This is a genomic window from Chryseobacterium sp. II3a, from assembly GCF_057815135.1.
Map to the genome: position 1 here is coordinate 70,813 of NZ_JBYPZJ010000013.1, position 21,232 is coordinate 92,044.

The following is a 21,232-nucleotide window of genomic DNA, read 5'->3' on the forward strand; positions in this document are numbered from 1 at the left end:
AATAGAGAATATTTATAAAAAGATGATCAGAAGTAGATAGAGAGTAATAACTTCCAACTTCTGGCTTCCTGCTTCCATCCTAATTCCCATTCAGCTCTTTGGCTTCATCCCAGCATGCCACACAGAGGATTTTATAGTCACAGCTTGTAAACCAGTCTTCCTGGTCCTGATCTGTTTCAATCTGTTTCTCAGTTTTTTCACATTGATCACACCAGGCGTCAGGGCGGCCAAGGTCTGCATCATCAAATTCATGAAAACCAACAGGAATTCTATCCAAAAGACTATGAGCGAGATGGGTACACAACAAACCTATTTCCTGCTTTCCGTGCAAAGAACATTCAGTATATTTTTTTGACATTTTTAATAAGTAAAATTTTAGGTGTACTCAAAGCAGATCACGGCCTTTTTAATGGAATCATCATGGAATAAAAAGATCTGATCGGCAGCATTTTGTTGAAAATCATATCCTTCTATACAGGCGATGTAATCTAATAGTTGATTATTCAGAGTCGGTTTATTCATAAGATTTTCCCCACCAAAATTAGAGTCTTCTAGACTATTTTTCTCAATATTAAGTTCTTCAAAGATGCCATATACCTTTTGCTCTGCTCTTTCCACCATATAATCTGAATCTTCATCCTTTTCGAGATCTTCAACGGTTAACTGACGTAACCTTTCCAGTCTGCGGATATCTTCAATGGTAAGACCCGGTCTGTAAGAGTATTTGTCGTATAGTTTTCCATGCTTGTTGAAGTAGGCTTTTTTCAGCTGGTACATAGCTTCATTCATATTATATTCAATTTCCAGCTCGGAAAATTTCTGATGGTATTGTTCAGGAGTAATTTCTGTGGAAGTCTGGAAGTAATTCCAATCAGCATCAAATTTATATTTACCCTCAATAATATCAAAACCCAGCATATCCTCTTTGGTAAATTGGGTATGATATTCAGGGCGCGTTTCTCCTACACAGCCATCATAAATTTCCTTTACAGAAACAATATGAAGCCATTCATTTTTAGAAGGATCAAGCAGTTGAAGATTAAAGGAACAAATTGGGAGGAAATATTTCTTGTGATTTTCCAGGTCATCATAGAATACATCTTCATAGGTCGGGAAAAGTTTGATCAGTTCGCTCATGGAGTCGAAATTAATTTTTTAAATGATTATAGTGTTACCACGTTTAGTGCTTTCCAAAAATACAATTAATTATAAGGAATTATATGGTTCAAAGCTTGATTTCACTCAAAATCTTGTCCAGTAAGTAATTAAAATGCTCAAGTTCAGATGAAGTAAGTATAGAAGCGGTCTGCTGTGTCATTGTTTTCCGGAATGTTTCAGAATTTTCAACTACAAATCTGCCTTTTTCAGTGGCTGACAGATTAAACTTTCTCCGGTCTGTTTTATCTTGATTCTGAGTAATAAAATCATTGCTAATGAGCGTTTTCAATTGCTTTGAAACTGCTGCAGGAGTAATTTTAAAGGCAGAAGCAATCTCTTTCCCTGTTGATCCTTTTTTACGAAGAATAAATTCAATTATATTATAGTGTGAAGCCGTTATTCCGTTAATATCTCCTCTGTTCATATGAGCGAGAATAAGACACTGGAAATCGGTAAACGTATCAAAAAATTTTTTTTCAACTGGTTTCATGGAATGAATTTTGATTAACTTAGTTAACTATTAACAAAGTTAATGATTTTAAAATGGAAAACATAGAAATTACTAATGCAAGGCAGAATAATCTTAAAAATATTTCCATAAAAATCCCAAAATATAAGATTGTAGTTTTTACGGGAGTATCGGGATCCGGCAAATCATCGCTGGTATTTGAGACCATAGGAGCTGAGGCGCAGCGTCAGATAAATGAAACGCAGAACAGCTTTATCAGAAACCGTTTACAACATTACGGTATTCCGGATGTAGACAAAATAGAAAACCTGAATGTTCCTATTATTATCAATCAGAAGAGGCTGGGAGGAAATGCACGCTCTACTGTGGGCACGGCAGCTGATGTTTATGCTTCTCTGAGACTGTTGTTTTCAAGAATGGGGCAACCTTTTGTAGGATATTCCAACGTATTTTCGTTTAATAATCCACAGGGCATGTGTCCGGAATGTGAAGGACTGGGTATTGTACAGACGGTAAATGTTGATACCCTGATTGATCAGACAAAATCTTTAAATGAAGGAGCTATTCAATTTCCAACTTTTCAACCGGGCGGATGGCGTTTAACAAGATATACGGAATCAGGTTATTTTGATAATGATAAAAGGCTGAAGGATTTTACGGCTAAAGAATGGAGTATCCTGCTATATGAACCTGAACACAAACCGAAACACCCTGATAAAAGTTGGGGTAAAACTGTGAAATATGAAGGAATTATTCCGAGGATTGAAAAGACATTTCTAAAAAAAGACTCCAAAGAGAATATTACCCGAAAAGATGCTTTAAATAATGTAGTCATCACAAAAGCCTGTCCGTCATGTCATGGAAAGCGGCTGAATGAAAAGATTCTGAGTTGTAAGATCAAAGGAAAAAATATCACAGACTGCACTGCTCTTTCTATCGATGAGCTGCTGGAGTTCATCCACAGCCTGAAATCTGAAGCTTATGAAGTGATTATTAAAGAACTTTCCGGAAAACTTCAGAATATCATGAATATAGGACTGCAGTATCTCACATTGGACCGGAGCACAAATTCTCTTTCAGGAGGCGAATCTCAGCGGATAAAAATGGTAAGAAACCTGGGAAACAGTCTCGTAGATTTACTGTATATCTTTGATGAACCCAGTATTGGACTTCACCCAAAAGATCTTCAAAATATTAATATTATTATTCAGCAGATTAAGGATAAAGGGAACTCCGTTTTGGTGGTAGAGCATGATCCGGATATTATTAAAATGGCTGACTGGGTTATCGATATGGGACCAGGTTCCGGAAAAAAAGGTGGAGAAGTGATCTATGAAGGCGATTTCAAAGGATTAAAGAAATCTACAGGAAAAACAGGATCTTATTTTAAAGGAAAACCTGTTATCAAAAAACAGTTCAGAAAATCTGATGGATATCTTGAGATAAGGAATGCCAGCCTTCACAACCTTAAAGATGTCAGTGTCAATATCCCAACTGGAATTATGACGGTTGTTACCGGTGTGGCAGGTTCTGGGAAAAGTACTTTGATTAACCACGTTTTACCCTCATTTTATCCTGATTTAACAGTGATAGATCAATCTTTATTTACAGCAAGTGCACGATCCAATCTCCTGACCTATCTGAATATCTCCGATACAGTACGAAAACTGTTTGCAGAATCCAATCATGTTTCCGAAAAACTGTTTAGCCGGAATAGTGAAGGAGCCTGTAAAAACTGTAAGGGATTAGGAGTAGAAAAGATAGATTTGGCTTTTATGGATGATATTGAACAGCCTTGTGAAGTATGTGGCGGCTCAGGATTTGATCCGGAAGTTCAGCAATATCAATATCATCAGAAAACGATTGTAGAAGTGATGAATATGACTGTTTTGGAAGCTCGGGAATTTTTTACAGATCAAAATATGATCAGAAACTTTGATCTGCTGATAAAGCTGGGGCTGGATTATCTGATGCTTGGGCAAAGACTGGACAGTTTTTCAGGTGGTGAAAGGCAGCGTTTGAAACTGATCCGGGAACTGAAGAATACAAATCAGATCATTGTGCTGGATGAGCCAAGCACAGGATTGCATCCAAGTGACACTCAAAAACTGCTGTCATTTTTTAATGATCTTGTAGACCAGCATAATACTTTAATTGTTATTGAGCACAATCTGGACATTATTACCCAGGCTGACTGGATCATTGATATCGGACCCGGAGCCGGAAAATTCGGTGGAAAAGTTTTGTTTGAAGGAACTCCTGCTGAATTATTGGAAAACAATACATCCGTTACTGCTGAATTTCTGAGGATACATCTTGAATAAAATAAACCATTAAGATAAATAAAGGAGATAAGAAAATTAAGAAAAAATCTTTAGATTGTAAGCAAAATGCATATTTAAGTAAAGCTTCTCTTAAAGCTTGATAAGCCTTTATTAATCCTAATGGTTTGGTGGTTTTATTTAAACACAAATTTAACTATAAATTATTTCCATAAATATGATGCTATTGGTGAAAATATGAGTGCTGAAAACTACTTTTTCGATGCTTGTATAGCAGCTTGAATTCTCTTCTCAATAAGTCTCCAATCATACATATGAAAGACTCTTCCGTTACTCATCGCAACAAATACACCTTTGGGAAATTTTGGTCCTAAATTAACATTCGTAACTTCTGAACCATCACTTTCAAGGGTAGAAACAGGAATCGCGGCAATTCTTCCCTTTGCAGGATTTTCCCTCAGATAGACATTGAAGGAGTCATTCTGCTGATCGGAAATCAAAATATATCCCTTTCCTTTGGAGGTAGGATAAATGGAGATTCCTTCCACATCAGATGTAAAGTCGCCCTGCCCGAAAACAAGAAGCTCCTCATTTCCTTTGGCCGGATCTGCATCATATTGGTGAACTCCAAACTGCTCATCAGAATAATAGATATATCCCAATTCATCATCTACTGCGATGCTTTCGATTTCCTTCAAGCCGCTGTATTTTCCAAACTTACGGACCACATCTCCTGTGATCTTTCCATCTTTTTCTGAAAGCTTATATTGCCACAGATAACCGTCCTTCGGCCCTGATTTTCTTCCGACAATCACAAAAACATCTCCGGTTTGAGGGCTTTTATACATAGATATTCCCATTGGACCACGTTCTGTTTCACCATCAAAAACAGAAATCTCACCAATCTCTTTCAATTCAGGAAGTGAATACAGCTTTACCTTATTGGTTTCACGTTCTGTAACGGCTGCGATATCTGTTTTTTGTCCATTTAAAACAAAACCATATTCAATGTCCACATTATTAGGTCGTTTAAGCCCTGAAACTTTGTGGGTTATTTTACCATTAAGATCAAAGGCATACAAGCCGCCATCGGTATCTTTATCTGTACCAATAATAATGCTCTTTGAAGCATCTTTGGGATTGATCCATATGGCTGGGTCATCAGTATCATGAACTACGGTTTCCGTAATAACGGTTGGCTTTAATTTGTCTACGGATTGATTCTGTCCTTTGCAGCTCATTACAAAAGGAAAAACGGCAAGGGCTGCGATATAATATGTTATCTTCTTCATGTTTTTAAAAATCGAATTTCACGCCCAGGGTAAATCTAGGTCTGTAGTATTCTGCTTGTGCAGTTCTGTTGGGAATACCCTGATAATATCTTAACGGCTGATTCGTAAGATTATTGGCTTCTGCAAAAACTCTTAGTTGTTTGGTCACTTTATAGGAAGCATTGGCATCCAGGAAAAACTGTTTATCATAATAACGGTCGTCAAAGGATTTTCCACCTAATTCATCAATATAATGAGACGCATAATTCATAGAAACTCTTGCGGAAAAACGTTTGTTTTCCCATGAAAGCGATCCGTTGAACATATGAGGAGCGGCTCCTGGGAATCCTACATCTGTTCTTTCAGTCCCTTCATCATTGGTAATTCCTTTTGCTTTGGAGTGGGTATAAGTATAGTTCACATAAACTCCCAGACCTTTCCAGAATGCTCCCGGTATAAAGTCCAACTGTCTCTGTAAAGCTACTTCAAAACCGTAGATGCTTACATTATCCCCATTGCGCTGCTGGGTAAATTTCCAATTGCTTTCGCCTGCAGGAATAGGGTTGGATTGTCCTGCAAAGTCGTTGGCGAAATCATTTGTGGTATAATTTCTTCGGGAAAAAGTATAAATAAAGTCTTTCAGGTTTTTGTAAAAAATACCTCCGGAAAGAATTCCGACTGACTTAAAGTACTTCTCTGCCATGAAATCGAAATTGTAAGCATAGGTTGCTTTCAGGTTAGGATTTCCTGCTGAAACGATCTCATCTTCTGAAATAACGTTCAGATAAGGAACTAGCGAATAATAGTTAGGTCGGGCAAGGGCAGTGGTAAATGCGGCACGAAGAACAAGGTCCTGAACAGGAACATACTTGAAAGATAAGCTAGGAAGCACATTGGTATACGTATTCGTATTATTGATTTTTCCAACCAAATCTTTTTCATTCATGACATAATTTCCGGTATAATCAATCTGGGTTGTTTCTACACGGGCTCCTACAATCATAGAGAGTTTATCATTGAAATCCTGATCCCAACGGATATATCCTGCATAGATCTGTTCTTTTGCACTATAGTTGTTGGATAAGAATTTTGAAGGCTTTGATTTACCGCTAAATAAAGTAGGGTTAAATAAGTCTAATCCACCTAAATACACTGGGTCTACAAATGATCCCGGAACATAATTACCAGGCTGGAAGTTGGCTCCATCCAGATATACGGTGGGTACAGAAAGCAAGCTTCCCATACTGCTGACAGGAGTGAAGGCATAGAAGTCATTCTCCCTTTCTTTTTCCTTTAGACGCATACGGAAACCGGTACGAAGCCTTCCTTTTTGATCGTCAATGACAGAAAATGGGAAACGAACATTCACTTTAGCACCAAATTCCTTTTCCTGAGTGAAGCTGTTGGCATCTGAAAGGTCACTCAATTTATAGCTTCCCAAATTATCAGCAGCAAGAAGATTGAACATGGGTTTTCTTGGATCGCTAAGGTCCGGCGAAAAGTTCATTTTGCTGTTCTCAAATTCAATATAGCGTTGATGGGGCTTGTCTTCACTGGCTATAGCATAATTCATAGACCAATCCAGATCTACCTTAGAACCTAATAAATGTTCTCCTCTTAAGGCGTAATTCTGAACTTTTTGTTTCTCAAGTCGGGTATTGTCATTAGCAGCATCACCACCTTTATTCTGTCTTGTGATGCTGCCTTTCCAATCTATAATTTCAGACTCATCAGCATTGTAAACCGGTTTTATTTTATATCCTAATGCAAATCTGTTTTCCTTATCATTTCTGAAATTGTACATGGCAGAAGCATAGATCTTGTTTTTAGAATTGAATTCATAATCCATATTCAGGTCAAAACTATGTCTGATGCGGTGTTCATTATAGGAACGTACTCCCATTTTACTGATATAAGCAGTTTGGGCTTTGTCATTAGCCTGGCTCCATACAGGTTCTATATTATCTGAACCAAAATTATTGTTGTTATAGGAAAAACTGAATACGGCACCTAATTTTTTGTTTAAAAAACGATTTCCATACACAAATCCGGCCGTATAATTTCCTTTCTCACGAATCGGATTGTAACCTCCTGCTAATGTTGCCGAAATTCTCTGGCCATTAGGAGAAGCTCTGGTAATCAGATTCACTGATCCGCCAATCGCATCGGCGTCCATATCAGGAGTTAAAGTTTTATTAACTTCAATTGTGGAAATTATATCAGAAGGAATAAGGTCCATCTGAACATTACGGTTATCTCCTTCAGCAGAAGGAATACGGTCTCCATTTAAAGTGACTGAGTTCAGATTAGGAGCGAGCCCTCTGATAATCAGATTTCTGGCTTCTCCCTGATCATTTTGTATGGTAATTCCCGGAACACGTTTTAAGGCGTCCCCGATATTCGCATCAGGAAAACGGCCGATCTGGTCAGCAGAAATCACATTGGTAATATTAGAATTGTTCTTTTGTTTGTTCAGAGCTCTTGCCTGGTTCTTCAAAGTTGCTCCGGAAACAACAATTTCACCAATAGTGGTTTCTTTTTTATCGAAAATAATATTCTGACGGGTATTTTTTTCAGATTCCACCATCACATTATACTGATGGGTTCCGTAACCAAGATAGTCTACTTTCATGGTATAATTTCCCGGTGGAACATTCAGGAAAACAAAATTTCCGTGTTCATCGGAAGTTGTATAGATATTTCCCGGGTTTAAGGAGATTTTGGCTCCAGGCAGGGCTATTTTGGCGTCGTCATTAATATTTCCGGAAAGAGTTCCGGTTTGTGCATAGAAAAATAGAGATGCACAAAACAAAACAGATGTAAAAATTTTCTTCACTTTCTTTTAATTAGATTAAAATCGGAACAAAATTAAACGTCTGTTTGGGGAATTACTTAAAGTTAAAATTAACGTTGTTTTAAGATTTGTTAATACAGAACGTTATAAAGTATAAAGAGAATTAAAAAGCTGTTTTCATATATTCATGAAAACAGCTTTTAAAGGTATTTATAGCCTAAATTCTAATTGGAATTCTCTGAAAGCTTTGCCAAATTCTTCTGTGAACTCATAATGACTGAATTCATACTCTTCCCGAAGCCCGGTTTGAGTAGAGAGTCTAATATTTCCATACCGTACCACAGGGATTTGATAATTACTTTTGAATCTTTTGTCACGAGTTCCATTTTTATTGACTTTAGCCCATGTCTGGCCAATGATTTTAGAATCTCTGGGAACAGTTTCCGTTTCTGTAAAACGAGTATAGGTTTGGTGGAGATTTAGTTCATGGACTCCGATAATGGCAAAGTTATTTTCATTATTATACATCACAATGAATGTTGGATAAATGTAAAGATCAGCTCCATTTGCATTTTTCATGTATAATGCCTGATAATCTGATTTGATATAAGGAATGGCTCTTAAGGCAAAATTAACCTGCCGCCTGCTTACGATGGTACCGGCGGAAGAACGCGTTGCGACTCTGTCTTGAAAATGAGCACTCGTAATATCCCATATTTTATGCGAGGTAATAAGTTTTGAAAAGGATTCATACACTTTCTCAAATTTTCTTTTGATTTCGCTGTCAAAATCAATTTCGAGATTTACATAACATTTTTCAATCATTTCTTTGGTTTGCTTAATCGCTTCCTGCTGCGCTTTGATGTCCTGATCAGAATTTTGTGGAATTTCTTTTTTGATCAATCCATATAGAAATATATAACTAAGAATTTTCTTAGCTTTTGTTATAGAAAGAGTTCTGGTAATTTTCTTGAGGTCAGAAGTCAGATCTTTTTTTTGCTGTTGAGCCAAAATAATAGCTTCCTTAATCCCCTGCATGTTTTGACTTGTAATTTCGTGGATATCGGCACTGAAAATATTTTCTTCCAAAGGATAAGGTTGGTTTTCAGGAAACCCAGGATAAGATGGAACCGGATTAGGCCTTGAACCAGCCAGCTTATGACGGGTAGAAAATCCAAGAACAGTAGTATTGACGGTTGTTCCTGATTTGCTAAAGTTGATGCTCGCTCCTTTTACACCAATAGTGGTGGAAATTCCTCTTTTACTAAAATTAAGATGTACTCCGGGTATTACTTTAATTCTTTTTCTGTAGCTCCAAGCCATGATTATTGTTTTATAGATTACTTTGTGGATCAAAATTAACAAGCAACCTTATCATTTATTTACGGGAAACCGTAAACAGTGGCTTGTGCCCTCAATTTATTTTTTTAAACTTCAGACCCTAGATTTCTGGATGAAAGATCCCCTTCCAATAGCAAAGTTAATTCATCACATTTGATGATCTTGTTCTCTTCCAGGGTAAATTCTGCCAATACTTTATGCAGCACAACACTTCCATCCTTTAATACCGATTTTGCAAGATGATGAGTGAAAATGATATTTCCATTTTCAGCCCAATTAATAATATCAATCTTCTGTTCAGTTACTTTTTCTTTGAGCTTTTTTATATGCAGAATAAACTCTTCGTAATGGAGCTGCTGATGATCTACAAACTGGATGTAATCTTTGGAGAAATATTTTTCAATTAGTGATAAATCAAATACAGGATTTTCTAAAATAGTACTGAAAACCTGTTGGATAATGTATTTCATAACGTATTATTATGAGACAAAATTACATCTGATATTGATGGATAAACGATAACATTTGTAAACAGTTTATTGAAAAAAAAATTATAAAATTTAGCCACGAACGCACGAATTAACTTTGTTTATTTATTATTCTTGCATTTGTGGCCTGTACACTATTTAATTTCTATAGAAGGAATATTGGTGATCACCTGCCATTTTCCGTTTTCCTGGACGCAGGTGATAAGGGATGAAAATCGTAATGCTGAACTTTCAAGAGAAACCTGAGCATAAGCAATATTATTTTTCTGCTCCAGAGAATGGTAGGTAATCTTACGGGGTTTTCCACCAAATATTTTATTCCGTATCAAGCCAATGTATTCCTGTTTCGGGATGACAAAAATCCCTAGTTTATCAAAAAAACCATCCTGGATATTCTGATAATTTTCGTGAAGAATTTCTTCCAGAAGTGTCGTATTACTATGGTCACCTCCTTTAATAAACTGTTCGATGGTCTGTTTAATCTGTTCCATAATTAGTTGAGTTGTTTTAAAATTTCAGAGTGCTGTAACACTATTTAAACTACTGTCGATTCTAAAGATTGTGTCATATACTTTTCTATAAAGACACCGTTCTTAATTAAAACGTGACCATTATTGCAGTCTTTTTAGTTTTTCCGGATCAACAATGGAGTAAATTTCACGGATCATTCCCTCAGAATCAATATCCAGAATGTGACAATTATAAATACGATCATCCTGCCAGAAACAAATGGCCGGCTGATGATTAAAGATGTGGAAAGTATGAGGTTTTTTACCCAGAAACTGCTGTTGTACATAAGCCAGAAGTTGCGCCGCTGCTGATTTCCCAACTTCCACAGCTTTGATAACACGAACACGTTTTCCACCGTCTGCAGACAGTCTTATTTCATCAATAAGTAGTTTTTCAATATCAGGAACATCTCCTTCACTCAATGCCAGTTGATATTTTTGGAGGATATCAGTATGAATTGAGGTATTGACGTTGTCTGGTTTATAGGCTATACCTCGTAATTGCTTTGCTGCCCGGCTCAAAAGCTTTCGGGAGTTTTCTACTGAAATATCGAGGGTTTCTGCAATTTCCTGATGAGAATAATCAAAAGCTTCTTTAAGAATATATACCGCACGTTCTCTTGCATTCAGTTTTTCCAAAAGAACAAGCAGGGTATAGCGGGTAGTTTGTTCCTTAATTAGCTTATTTTCTGCATTTTCGAAAGAAAGGGGCTCAGGAAGCCATTCTCCAAACACCATTTTTTTGCTGTGTCTGTTTTTAAAATTAATCGCATGGTTAATTGTGCTCTTGATCAGGAAATTGGTTTCATTCCTGATCTCAGATTTATCTAAAGAAATATATTTTTCAAGGACATCCTGTACCAAATCCTGAGAATCTTCATAAGAACCAGTGATATTGTAGGCATAGGTAAGAAGCCTGTTGTAATTTTCCTGCATGATATTTCTTTTTAAGACAAACTTAGTGAAGAAAATGTGACAAGTTTAAGATAAAAGATAAAAGATAAAAGATAAAAGATAAAAGATAAAAGATAAAAGATAAAAGATAAAAGATAAAAGATAAAAGATAAAAGATAAAAGATAAAAGATAAAAGATCTTGTCGTTAAACAACTATTACGTTTGTGTATATCCACTCGGATATCAACATCAATAGGGGTGGGCTTTAGCCCAGCCACTCAATAAATAAAAAATAAAATTCCATTGGCTTTAGCCAAAACCTAAAATAACTATTCTATCATTATAATTTTTTTTCCCAATTTGCACATGAGAATTATCCAAATTAAAAATTACCTTAATATGAGCTTATTCCCGGAGATTTTAACAGATGAAAATGCTAAACAAAAACATCCTGATTTTAAGACAGCATTATTTGACCTTAATGCTAAAGATATCACGTCTAAAGATTTAGAGCATTTGATCAGGATTTATACAACGACCAAAGAGATTTCTTATCGTAACAGAATTCTCAAATTACTGTATAATCATAAAGATCCTGAACTTCATCCATTTTTTGAAAAGGCCTATAAAAAAGAAAGGTATCATGATATGAAAGTATACGCTTTGCGTGGGCTGGCTCAGTTTGCAGAAGAAAAAGAGCTTGTAAAACTTATTGATAAACTTAAAATCTCATTGGGCAAAACTGAGGAAACAACTCCTTATAATTACCAGGAATATGAACTATTAAGAGGGAAGAATGCGTTGCCGTTTTTGGTTGAAAAATACAATTATGTTTCATTTAAAGAACTTCTGAATCAGGTGAACGAACAATATGAAAGGATGCCGGATGTCTTTAAAGGACGTTTTACTACAGACGAATTCGGGGAAATTGTTCCCCAGAGAACTCCTGGGGAAAGCTCAAAAATGATAAGGGCCTTCTTTGATAGGATGAAGGAATAATTGGTGCTAATCAATAAAAACCGCATTGAAATGACTTCAATGCGGCTCATGGTTATTAGTTGGTTTGAATGAGTTTTTGGAAACTTCTAATCATTATCTACTCTGATCCATTTTCCGTTTTCTACTCCTTCATAGAAATGGTCATTGTGATAAATAATTGCGCCCTGAATATGAGATTTATGGGCTGGAAGCGTAAGCGTTTCCGGAAGGGCATTTATATTTCGGATCATCAATACATCGTTGCCTTCTTTCACTACTATTCCCGTTCCTGAAATAAGTCTTGTTACTCCTGCATCGGCTGGAGGATTGGATATTGTTATTGGAGTTAATTCAGACAGGCGTCTTGCTCCCATATCAGAAGTACAGCCTCTGAGTATATTATCCATAAGCATTACAACACCCGGAGTAGGACAATCCGGATTAATATTCACAACAATTTCCTTATTATTTATCGCAACAGGACATGCTTCTCCAGCTGCAAAACGAATACTCTTGAGACGATATACCACTGTTCCTGCCTGTCCTTTAGAGTGGAGTACAATGGCTTCTCCGTTAGCCGCAGAAGTAATGGTCTGGTCTGGACCGTTGTTTATGGTATAAGTAAAAATATACGTTTGGGGAAGAGAACCTTTAAACTTTACCTGTATATCTCCTGATGCTTGTTTTGAAGCACTTATGGCTGAAGATATAGTGTTATCTACAGGAACTGCAATAGAAGAAATAGTAAAATCTTCTGTAATATTACATCCGTCCTGACTATAAGTTACATTTACCCTGTAGTTCCCTGGTTGTGTAAAGGTAACCATAGGTCCGGTACTTATCACTCCTGAATTCGGATTATTAAGTTTAGTCCAGGTATAGGTGGCATTAGGATCCGTACCATATAAAGAGGAAGCGTTGTAGGTCTTAGGAAATTCCGAGCCACAAATAGCCTTATTTCCGCCAAATCCTGCAGCCTGAACATCGGTAGGGATAATAGAAAGATTAGCTGTATTTCCAAGATCCTGGCTATTTCCATAAGCACTTACCGGGCGGGAGAAATTCATATCCCTGATAGAAGCATAAAACATGGTGTATGCTGCTGTAGGGTCCAGATTAATTGTATTTTGTCCAACTGTAGATTTCAGTACGGAAATTCTGTTACATGGCGTTCCCGTCATGAAAAGATTTTCAGTAATAGTCTGGTTATTGTCAACCTGATAAGATCCTGGATTGAAGTATAATGTTTTGTATTTTCCTGCAGAGCTCAATGTACTTACACTATTGGTAGTAGTGCTTCCAAGGAAAGTCATTTTATTGAAATTCCATACTTTTGTTCCAGTGTTTACAATTCCATCTTTCCAAACGGTAAGGTCTCCAAAATTAAAACCTGCAGGAGTATTGGTGGTAAAATATCCCAGATCAGCTTTTATATCAGCAGCATTTAAAGTTAATGGATTATTTCCGGTGTTGATATAAAAATAAGGTGAGTAAAAATTATAAAAAGGAAGAGAGGGCATATAGTAGTTGGTCGTTCCTGCACTGTTACTTCTCGTTCCCGTAATGAGCGATTGGCCAAGATCCACAACCGGGTTATTATTAACAGACTGGTTCCAACTGAAGTTAACCAGTGTCATAGGATGGTTGTTGGTTTTGAACCCTGCAGCGTTAAGGAAGTTAATATCTCCCTGATATGGGCTTTTCAGTTCAAAATAATCCTGAGCATTAATATTCAGGTGAATAAAGGCTCCTTTTGTATCAATGTACCGCGTTTTCCCGCTGGATGTTCCCTGGGACATAATAATATTCCGGCTCAATCCGAAAGTAGACATGGGTATAATGATTTTCATATCACTTTGTAGGGTAAGGTTCCCATATACAGAAAGATAATAAGGATTTCCTCCATCTGTAGTAAAATCAAGAACCGGCTGGTTGGCTGCATTATTGAAAGTAACGTTATTAGCTTTGGAAAGATAAGCTCCTCTGATTTGTATTTTATTTAAAGAAGCTGTAAAGCCTGAGTTCTGGTCAAAAAATACATTATCAACGGCTGTTGGAATGTCACAACCTGAAACAGGCGTTCCTCCTGATGTGAGTGACCAGTGCTGTGGATTTCTCCACAATCCCTGTCCTCCGATCCAATAAAGGTTTCTTGGAGTAGAAGGAATGGCATTTTGAAAATTAATTCCGGTATTTCCACCAAGATCTGTACTTCCAGTAGCAGTATATGTTTGTCCACCGGAAGATGCTATAGACTTTATCTGTACTTTATCTATGGTATAATTGGCTGGATTACTACTATAATTAGGGAGAATTAATGTTCTTGACGTTGCACCGGTTGCGGCAAAAGTAAGTCTGTCTAAACAATCGCCGAGCATTTTCAAAGATTGGTTTACCTGTAGATTTCCTCCGTCTAAAGTAACATAGTTGTTCTTTTCAATAATCAGATGATTTACAGCTGTGTTGGCTTTAAGAACAAGAGATGGGTTTACTTTATCAATTCTTGAATTCGTTGCGGAATGAATGATGAAATTATTAATCACACCACCTGGAAAGTTAAAAGAAATGATATAATCTGTATTCGTTGTGGTATTGGTGTATTCTATCTTTTCGAAATAATGATTTACGTTGCTGAAGTTAATATCTGCATCAGAACCTCCGGAAGATTTGAATAATTTGATCACACTATTGGAAGTCTTTATAACTGGCTGTTTAGTGTTGACTATAAAACTGTTATTCACCGTAAGATCTGCATTATCCATTATCAATTGTGAGCCATTAAGATTAAAGATATTCAGATTCATTACTGTACCACTTATATCCAGACTGTTATTGGGGACATCAGCTTGGCTGATGCTTGAAGAGCCGATAAGGTCATATTGTGATATTCCTCTGTTCATTTTCCATTGAGCATCACCGGAGAAATTTAAGGCAGCTGTAGCCCCGTTGGGAGTAACATTTTTTACAATACCACTAGTTTTACTGATATTGGTAAAAGTAAATCCACTGAAATAGCCGGCATCATAGTATCCAGGATGTAAAACCATATTTCCGTTCACATTCATTTTATAGTAATTACTATTTCCAGTAAAATGAGATCTTGATCCCGGATTTAATCCACTGAAGGTAATGTCATTAATCGAAACATCATTGGTAAGCTGTATGCTTGTAATTCCGGTTGTAGAGAACCCTGAATATTGATCAAAGAAAACATTATCATTAATGGTAGGAAGACCACAGTTGGCTGTAGTTCTTGTGCTTGATGGGTCCAAAGACCAGTGACTAAGATCATTCCAGTTTCCGTTGCCTCCCTTCCAATAAAAGTTTTTAGCAGTAGAAGCCATGAAGTTGATTCCTGAATTATTTCCACTGTCTATAGAGTTGCTGGCGTTGATTGGTTTAGCTCCTGTAACAGGAGTAACATACCCTGCATTGATCCCTGAAATATTCATTCTGTTGAGCTCAACGAATCCATTTCCGTTGATATTGTTTCCCAGAATCAGATTATTGCCGCCCTGGCCTGTAAAGGTAAGAACCAGATCACAGTCTGCACGGTTGAATAGCCAGCTGTCAGTAATAATTAATTTTACAGTGTTATCCCAAATGGTAAGATTAGATGCGGAATTAATGACTACATTTTTTGCTTTATTGTTTCCAAAAAATTTTAAGTCTCCTCCGTTCACCTGGAATTTATCTGTATTTAAATACTGCATATTTCCAATGCTGGTTCCCTCTTTATAGATTGTACCGAAAAAATGATTGGTATTTCCTGAACTGGAATAACGACCATTGTAATTTTGGAGGTATGCAGAGGTATTAGGTGCAGTAATAGTTTGTTTGGTTAAAATATTTAAGGTGTTTTGGTTCAATAAAGCATTATCTATATTTACGTTATTACCTCCCAGCCACAGTTCACCTGCTTTTATTTTTCTTCCGTCAGCATACAGGTTACTTGTTAAAGCATTGTTGTCAAAATTGAAAACTCCACCCACTTCAAGATCATAAAGAGTTCCGGAATTAGAAGGCATCAGATAAAAATTATCATTTCCTGTGATGGCTAATTGAGTTATCTTTTGGCCTTCAAAACTCATGTAACGGTCCATGATTGGATCTGCTGTATTATATTTAAGGAAATTAATGGTTACAGGGGCAGACATATCTTTCTGGAAATAAAGATGGCCATATAATGTAGTGGTAATATTGAAAACAGGGCTCGCAGGAGCATTATTCCAAGTCATATTCCTTACTGAAGCAACCGATCCACCATTATTAATACTGTTATTTCCGGCTGTAAATCCCGAATTGATATCAAAGATAACATCATCATACATAATAGGAATACAGTTGGCAGAAGCTCCTCCTGAACTAAAAGACCAATGGGCAGGATCGCTCCAGCTGCCACCACCGCCTATCCAATAATACGTTTTTGCTGTGATTCCCGGGTAGGTAATATTTCCTGTATTGTTTCCTCCATTTATTCCCGCAGTTACAGAAGCTCCTCCTGTAAGTTTTACCGCAGCTAAATGGTATCCATTAAAAGACATGGCTCCATTTCCATTGATAGAGGGAGGAAGAATAAGATTCACCGGTAATGCAGGATCTACAGCTGCAAGTTTCGGAATGATTCCGTTGCAGGGAACATTCGCCGTAAGAGTTTGATTAACCTGGAAATAAGAAACAGGACCTGAAGTCTGACGGAAATTATACTGTCCGCCATTCAGCGTAAGATTATTGATATCAAATTGTGTTGCTCTGAATATGTTGTTTCCCTTGCCAAGGGTCATATTCTTAATCTCAAATCGGTTTCCCAGCATTTCAGCGCTTCCATCACCTAAAACGATGTCGTTGGCTTTCAAAAGATCAGTGTTAATAATGCATGAGTATACATTGAACGTATTAAAATTAAACTGAGATCCAGTAAAATTAGCTCCAGACGTACCCACACCGGTTACTTCATCTACTGTCAGCATATTTCCGCCTGCTATTTGAGCATATCCTGAAGCAGTAAGGAGGATCTTTTTGATATTCTGGATAGTCTGTATGTTCAGCATGGGAAAAGAAACGGTTGCCTGGGTAAGATTGGCTGCTGAATTCAACGTCATTGTGCTTGAGGTAGTTATCGTTGAAGATCTGAAATTAGAAGCTGCTGTAGAAGTATGATTGAATACCATCACATTGATATTCTTATGATCCGTATCTAAAAAAGCACTTTCATTGATGTTGAAATTGAAAAAACCATTGCTGGCGAAATTTCTCACAAGTTTGAAAGTACCGTTTCCTTTAAGATTAATAGCAGATTGATAACTACCGCTGATATAGGATGGATCAATCATATTGTCTGGAATATCAATCAAATTGGGTGTTGGATTCGAACTTTCTGAAAAGAGATTTACCGTAAGGCTGTATAATGCTGTAGCATTTGACTTCCATTTCAGATTTCCATAGATATTAAAAATACTTGCTGAGGGAAAACTTAGCTTCGTTGTAAAGGAATCATCTATAATGAAATCTTTACAGGTAGCAGACGATGGAATCGTTAACGTCCCTCCGCTGGCAGGAAAGCCACTTCCTGAAGTAATATATACATTATCATACCGTGAAGGAATAATCGTAGCTGCTTGTCCTGATGCTGACCCTATTCGCCAGTGATTCAGATCACTCCAACTGCCGGTGCCGCCTACCCAATAATAATTATTCTGAGCCAGAAGCAGTTGACAGGCCAGGAATAATACTATGAAATATAATTTATGTTTCATGTTCTTAGAATTACAAAATTGGTAATGGACTGAGAAATTCTGTCTCAATCTTTGCTAAACATGGTACACCTTTGAATTAAGGTGTTCCTGGATGAAGTTTATCTGGTTTTTTTCAGATGCTGCAATTCTTTCTGTAATTCTTCTATTTTTTTGCCCTGTTCCTGAACGGTTTGTAGTAATAAAGGAATCAATTCGTTATAATTGACTGATTTATAGCCTTCACTGTCAGTGCTTACAATGTTGGGCAGCACTTTTTCTACCTCCTGAGCAACAAGACCGTACTGAAGCTGGGCATTTCCGCCTTTCTTTTTTCCGGTATTATTCCAAAAATAGGAGACAGGTCTTAGCTTGTTGATGATTTCTTGAGAAGATTGCAATTCAACGATATTTTGCTTTAATCTTTCATCAGAATTATAATCTATAGCACTGGCTTTTATTGTTCCGGCAACATCCAGTTTAGCTGTTGCAGAAGGAGTGGTTCCAATCCCTACACTTCCAGTTCCGGAAAAGACAAGATTTTTACCATTCAAATCTACATTTCTTGCGGGCAAAGAAGTTGTGATGGCTCCATCCGAGGTATAGAGGTTAGAGTTTACCCCCATACTTTCCCAATTGCTTCCATTCCAGAAATAATAACCTGGCTGAGTGATCTTTGAGACCTTAGAAGTAGGGGATACTGGAGTAGCGGTTGCATAGATCATTAGGGATTCCGTTCCCGGCTGGATACTTGCTGTCATGGTTTGAATCTGATCTCCCGTAAGTCTTGGTATCATCAGCCCTTCAGCCTGGGAACTTCCGTCTGTTTTAGCATTGATATCCAAAGTAGCTTTTGGGTTGGGGGTGTTAATCCCAATTTTGCCCCCTGTTTGGGAATACATCAGCAAGCTGGTAGTAATACTTCCGATGAGGCATAGCCTGAACACTGCAGAATAAGTTTTCTGCACAAAAGTAGAGTTTTGCATAGTTTTTAATTGCTTTTTATTTGAGTATGTTTAATACTTCCTTAGTGTGAGGTATGAAGTATATTTTTAATAATCGTTTTGGAGGTTTCAATGAATTCGTTTGACCTGTAGAGCTGGCTGGTAAGTATTGAACTTTCAAAAAGGAGATAAACATGTGCTGCTGCTGTCTCATTCTTCATTTCGTCGTTGAAGAATATTCTCAGCTTATTCTTGTGATAACGGAGAGTTGTATGAATTTCCTCTTTATCAGCTGGTATTTCAGATAAAATATTCCAAAAGCTGCAGCCTCTGAAATCTTCTTTTTCATTCATATAAATAAGAAAATCAAAAGATTTCAAGACTTTTTCTTCAGGTGTTGAAGTTCCGGTAATGAACTTTTCCAGTTCAGATACCCAATAGTCATATCTTTTGTTGAGAAATGCAATACATAATTCGTCTTTTGACTTAAAATGTTGATAGAAGCTTGCTTTTGAAACCTTAGCTTCTTCAATAATCTGATTGATGCCGGTACTGTTAAAACCTTGCTTATGAAACAGAAGCAAAGTTGTACTTAATATTCTTTCACGAGGTTTGGACATGGGTCAAAGTTTTTCACAAATGTAATTAAAATATGAACAGACTGGTATGTTTGTTAAAAAAACATTGAAAAAAACCTAAAATATAGATTTATAAAGAGTTATGTTAACTAAATTAACTGAGTTCAGGATAAAGTATTTCTTTTTTAATAAAGTAAGGAAGTCTGAAGTTGTATGAAGGAAGCTATTCATGTTCTCAAAACAATTATAGTAGGATTTTAATTTAATCTATCCAGTTTTATGGTAATTCGGAGAATATCCAATCCGGTTGTTAGCTTCCAGTTTCCCTCTTCAATCTTCCAGCCTTTTTAATCCAAATCTTAATTTTTCAACTGAACTCAGATTAGATTAATATAAGTCTGTATTAATAATAAATCTGCTTGGCATGATCAATACCCCAGATTATATTAAAATCAACAAGGGAACATCATAAAAAAACTCCTACAGTGTATGTTTGTAGGAGCTGATCATATTTAAAATCCAGGATTCATTATGATGTATTCATAAAATCAGATAACGCTTGAATTAAAAGATTTCCGGTTATTAGTATTTCTGTACGAGAATAGAGTAGGTTTCCGGATTATTAGGAATATCGATGATTTTAAAGTCTACCACATATACAGTAGGATCGTTAGCATACTGTATTGCAATATTTGTAGCAGAGAATTCATCCATATTTCTAGCCTGTCCGTTTACATTAGCAGCAGTACCATTAAATGGAGACCAAGTACTCCAGTTAGCTGTAGTAATTGGGTGTTCAAGAGTTATAAAGCGGCGGCGTCCACTGGTTCCTGTAGTTGTATTGCTGTCAAAATTGTTGGTAGCACTGTTCCATTTTTCATCAATATGGTAAAAAACACTGATATTGCTTCCCGGGTTAGCCGTAAGCCTGAATTCCGGGATTGACGTCCCGTTATTAAGATCTCTTAATCTAAATTCAAATTTATCTAATAATACAGTTTTGGTATCATCCGCGACATTTGCAACATAAACCTGTTTTTTTAAAGTGACTGTTTGTTCTACATATCCAAGAGTACCATCCGTTTGGGCCACTACAGTTCTTGGATAATTAGGGGCTGAATTTGCATCGGTAAGATTTCTAATCCTTGCGTTACCTCCTACATCCAGTCTTTGAGAAGGAGTATCAGTTCCAATACCCACACGGTCATTGACGGCATCAAGGCTAAAAGTTGTACCATCTACACTGAAATGATTGGTTCCGGTACTCGCTGCTGATGTAAAAGCAAGTGTTTTATCTGCCATCACTACAGTACGGTTAGCTCCGAGAGTACCATTGGATGTATAAATATTAACTGAGCCAGGACCACCGCTTATTTTCTGCCATAAAGTTCCATCGAAGTAGTAATATCCGACAGTATCCATATTAACCCTTGAACCAGTTGTATTACCAGTAGCTGTATCGGTAATATAAACCAGTGCTCCTCTTTGATCTGTTCCATAAGCTGCTGTATTAGCTGTAAGCTCACCTCGGGTAATTCTGGGTGCTTGTAGCCCAATAAGCTGGGTGTTATCCGTAATATTTCCGGAAGCATCTCTTTTAGCACTTACATCTAATGTCGTTTTAGAAACTGTGGTATTAATTCCTACCTGAGCATTTATTAAACTGTTAAAAGTAATAATACCCATAATAGATAAAATAGTTTTTTTCATAATTATATATTGTAAAAAGTTAATAACTGCATGACGTAGAAAATTATCCAAGAGTAAAATGTAATATGTTTTGTGTAATGAAA

Annotated in this window: 15 protein-coding genes; 2 read left to right on the forward strand and 13 right to left on the reverse strand. The window is 36.8% G+C overall.

Annotation, left to right across the window (positions count from 1 at the left end; genetic code table 11):
- Window positions 1–79: 79 nt before the first annotated feature.
- The 3 genes from AC3HD6_RS22015 to AC3HD6_RS22025 form a co-directional block, all read right to left on the reverse strand.
- On the reverse strand, window positions 80–358 hold the full coding sequence (locus AC3HD6_RS22015; RefSeq protein WP_488898270.1) for a hypothetical protein: 279 nt from the start codon (window positions 356–358) through the stop codon (window positions 80–82).
- 17 nt (window positions 359–375) lie between these two features.
- The gene (locus tag AC3HD6_RS22020; protein ID WP_488898271.1) at window positions 376–1,137 is read right to left on the reverse strand and encodes a hypothetical protein; all 762 of its coding nucleotides are present in this window, start codon (window positions 1,135–1,137) and stop codon (window positions 376–378) included.
- A gap of 88 nt (window positions 1,138–1,225) precedes the next feature.
- Window positions 1,226–1,648: a MarR family winged helix-turn-helix transcriptional regulator gene (locus tag AC3HD6_RS22025; RefSeq protein ID WP_488898272.1), complete on the reverse strand. Its 423-nt coding sequence runs from the start codon at window positions 1,646–1,648 to the stop codon at window positions 1,226–1,228.
- Between the two features lie 53 nt (window positions 1,649–1,701).
- Here AC3HD6_RS22025 and AC3HD6_RS22030 point away from each other — a divergent pair, with 53 nt between their 5' ends.
- Window positions 1,702–3,951 (forward strand): ATP-binding cassette domain-containing protein, encoded by a 2,250-nt coding sequence (locus AC3HD6_RS22030; RefSeq protein WP_488898273.1) that lies wholly within the window; start codon window positions 1,702–1,704, stop codon window positions 3,949–3,951.
- Between the two features lie 209 nt (window positions 3,952–4,160).
- On the opposite strand, the gene AC3HD6_RS22035 is transcribed toward AC3HD6_RS22030, so the two are convergent.
- The 6 genes from AC3HD6_RS22035 to AC3HD6_RS22060 all read right to left on the reverse strand — a co-directional run bounded on the left by AC3HD6_RS22035 (window position 4,161) and on the right by AC3HD6_RS22060 (window position 11,248).
- Window positions 4,161–5,150 (reverse strand): phytase, encoded by a 990-nt coding sequence (locus AC3HD6_RS22035; RefSeq protein ID WP_488898322.1) that lies wholly within the window; start codon window positions 5,148–5,150, stop codon window positions 4,161–4,163.
- A 55-nt stretch (window positions 5,151–5,205) separates the two neighbouring features.
- Window positions 5,206–8,016: a TonB-dependent receptor gene (locus AC3HD6_RS22040; RefSeq protein WP_488898274.1), complete on the reverse strand. Its 2,811-nt coding sequence runs from the start codon at window positions 8,014–8,016 to the stop codon at window positions 5,206–5,208.
- A 168-nt stretch (window positions 8,017–8,184) separates the two neighbouring features.
- On the reverse strand, window positions 8,185–9,297 hold the full coding sequence (locus tag AC3HD6_RS22045; RefSeq protein ID WP_488898275.1) for a DUF4236 domain-containing protein: 1,113 nt from the start codon (window positions 9,295–9,297) through the stop codon (window positions 8,185–8,187).
- Between the two features lie 104 nt (window positions 9,298–9,401).
- Complete coding sequence (locus AC3HD6_RS22050) at window positions 9,402–9,785, reverse strand: hypothetical protein (RefSeq protein ID WP_488898276.1); 384 nt, start codon at window positions 9,783–9,785, stop codon at window positions 9,402–9,404.
- A gap of 152 nt (window positions 9,786–9,937) precedes the next feature.
- On the reverse strand, window positions 9,938–10,294 hold the full coding sequence (locus AC3HD6_RS22055; RefSeq protein WP_488898277.1) for a nuclear transport factor 2 family protein: 357 nt from the start codon (window positions 10,292–10,294) through the stop codon (window positions 9,938–9,940).
- Between the two features lie 120 nt (window positions 10,295–10,414).
- Window positions 10,415–11,248 carry a sigma-70 family RNA polymerase sigma factor gene (locus AC3HD6_RS22060; RefSeq protein ID WP_488898278.1) on the reverse strand — a complete coding sequence of 278 codons (834 nt, stop codon included), beginning with the start codon at window positions 11,246–11,248 and terminating at the stop codon, window positions 10,415–10,417.
- Between the two features lie 358 nt (window positions 11,249–11,606).
- On the opposite strand from AC3HD6_RS22060, the gene AC3HD6_RS22065 reads away from it, so the two are divergent.
- Window positions 11,607–12,206: a hypothetical protein gene (locus AC3HD6_RS22065; protein WP_488898279.1), complete on the forward strand. Its 600-nt coding sequence runs from the start codon at window positions 11,607–11,609 to the stop codon at window positions 12,204–12,206.
- 86 nt (window positions 12,207–12,292) lie between these two features.
- Here AC3HD6_RS22065 and AC3HD6_RS22070 read toward each other — a convergent pair whose 3' ends face one another.
- The 4 genes from AC3HD6_RS22070 to AC3HD6_RS22085 all read right to left on the reverse strand — a co-directional run bounded on the left by AC3HD6_RS22070 (window position 12,293) and on the right by AC3HD6_RS22085 (window position 21,149).
- Window positions 12,293–17,941 (reverse strand): hypothetical protein, encoded by a 5,649-nt coding sequence (locus AC3HD6_RS22070; protein ID WP_488898280.1) that lies wholly within the window; start codon window positions 17,939–17,941, stop codon window positions 12,293–12,295.
- Between the two features lie 98 nt (window positions 17,942–18,039).
- The gene (locus AC3HD6_RS22075) at window positions 18,040–18,903 is read right to left on the reverse strand and encodes a tail fiber domain-containing protein (protein ID WP_488898281.1); all 864 of its coding nucleotides are present in this window, start codon (window positions 18,901–18,903) and stop codon (window positions 18,040–18,042) included.
- A gap of 41 nt (window positions 18,904–18,944) precedes the next feature.
- Window positions 18,945–19,481 (reverse strand): TetR/AcrR family transcriptional regulator, encoded by a 537-nt coding sequence (locus AC3HD6_RS22080; RefSeq protein WP_488898282.1) that lies wholly within the window; start codon window positions 19,479–19,481, stop codon window positions 18,945–18,947.
- A 540-nt stretch (window positions 19,482–20,021) separates the two neighbouring features.
- Window positions 20,022–21,149, reverse strand: a complete 1,128-nt coding sequence (locus tag AC3HD6_RS22085; RefSeq protein ID WP_488898283.1) for a hypothetical protein — start codon at window positions 21,147–21,149, stop codon at window positions 20,022–20,024.
- Between the last annotated feature and the right edge of the window lie 83 nt (window positions 21,150–21,232).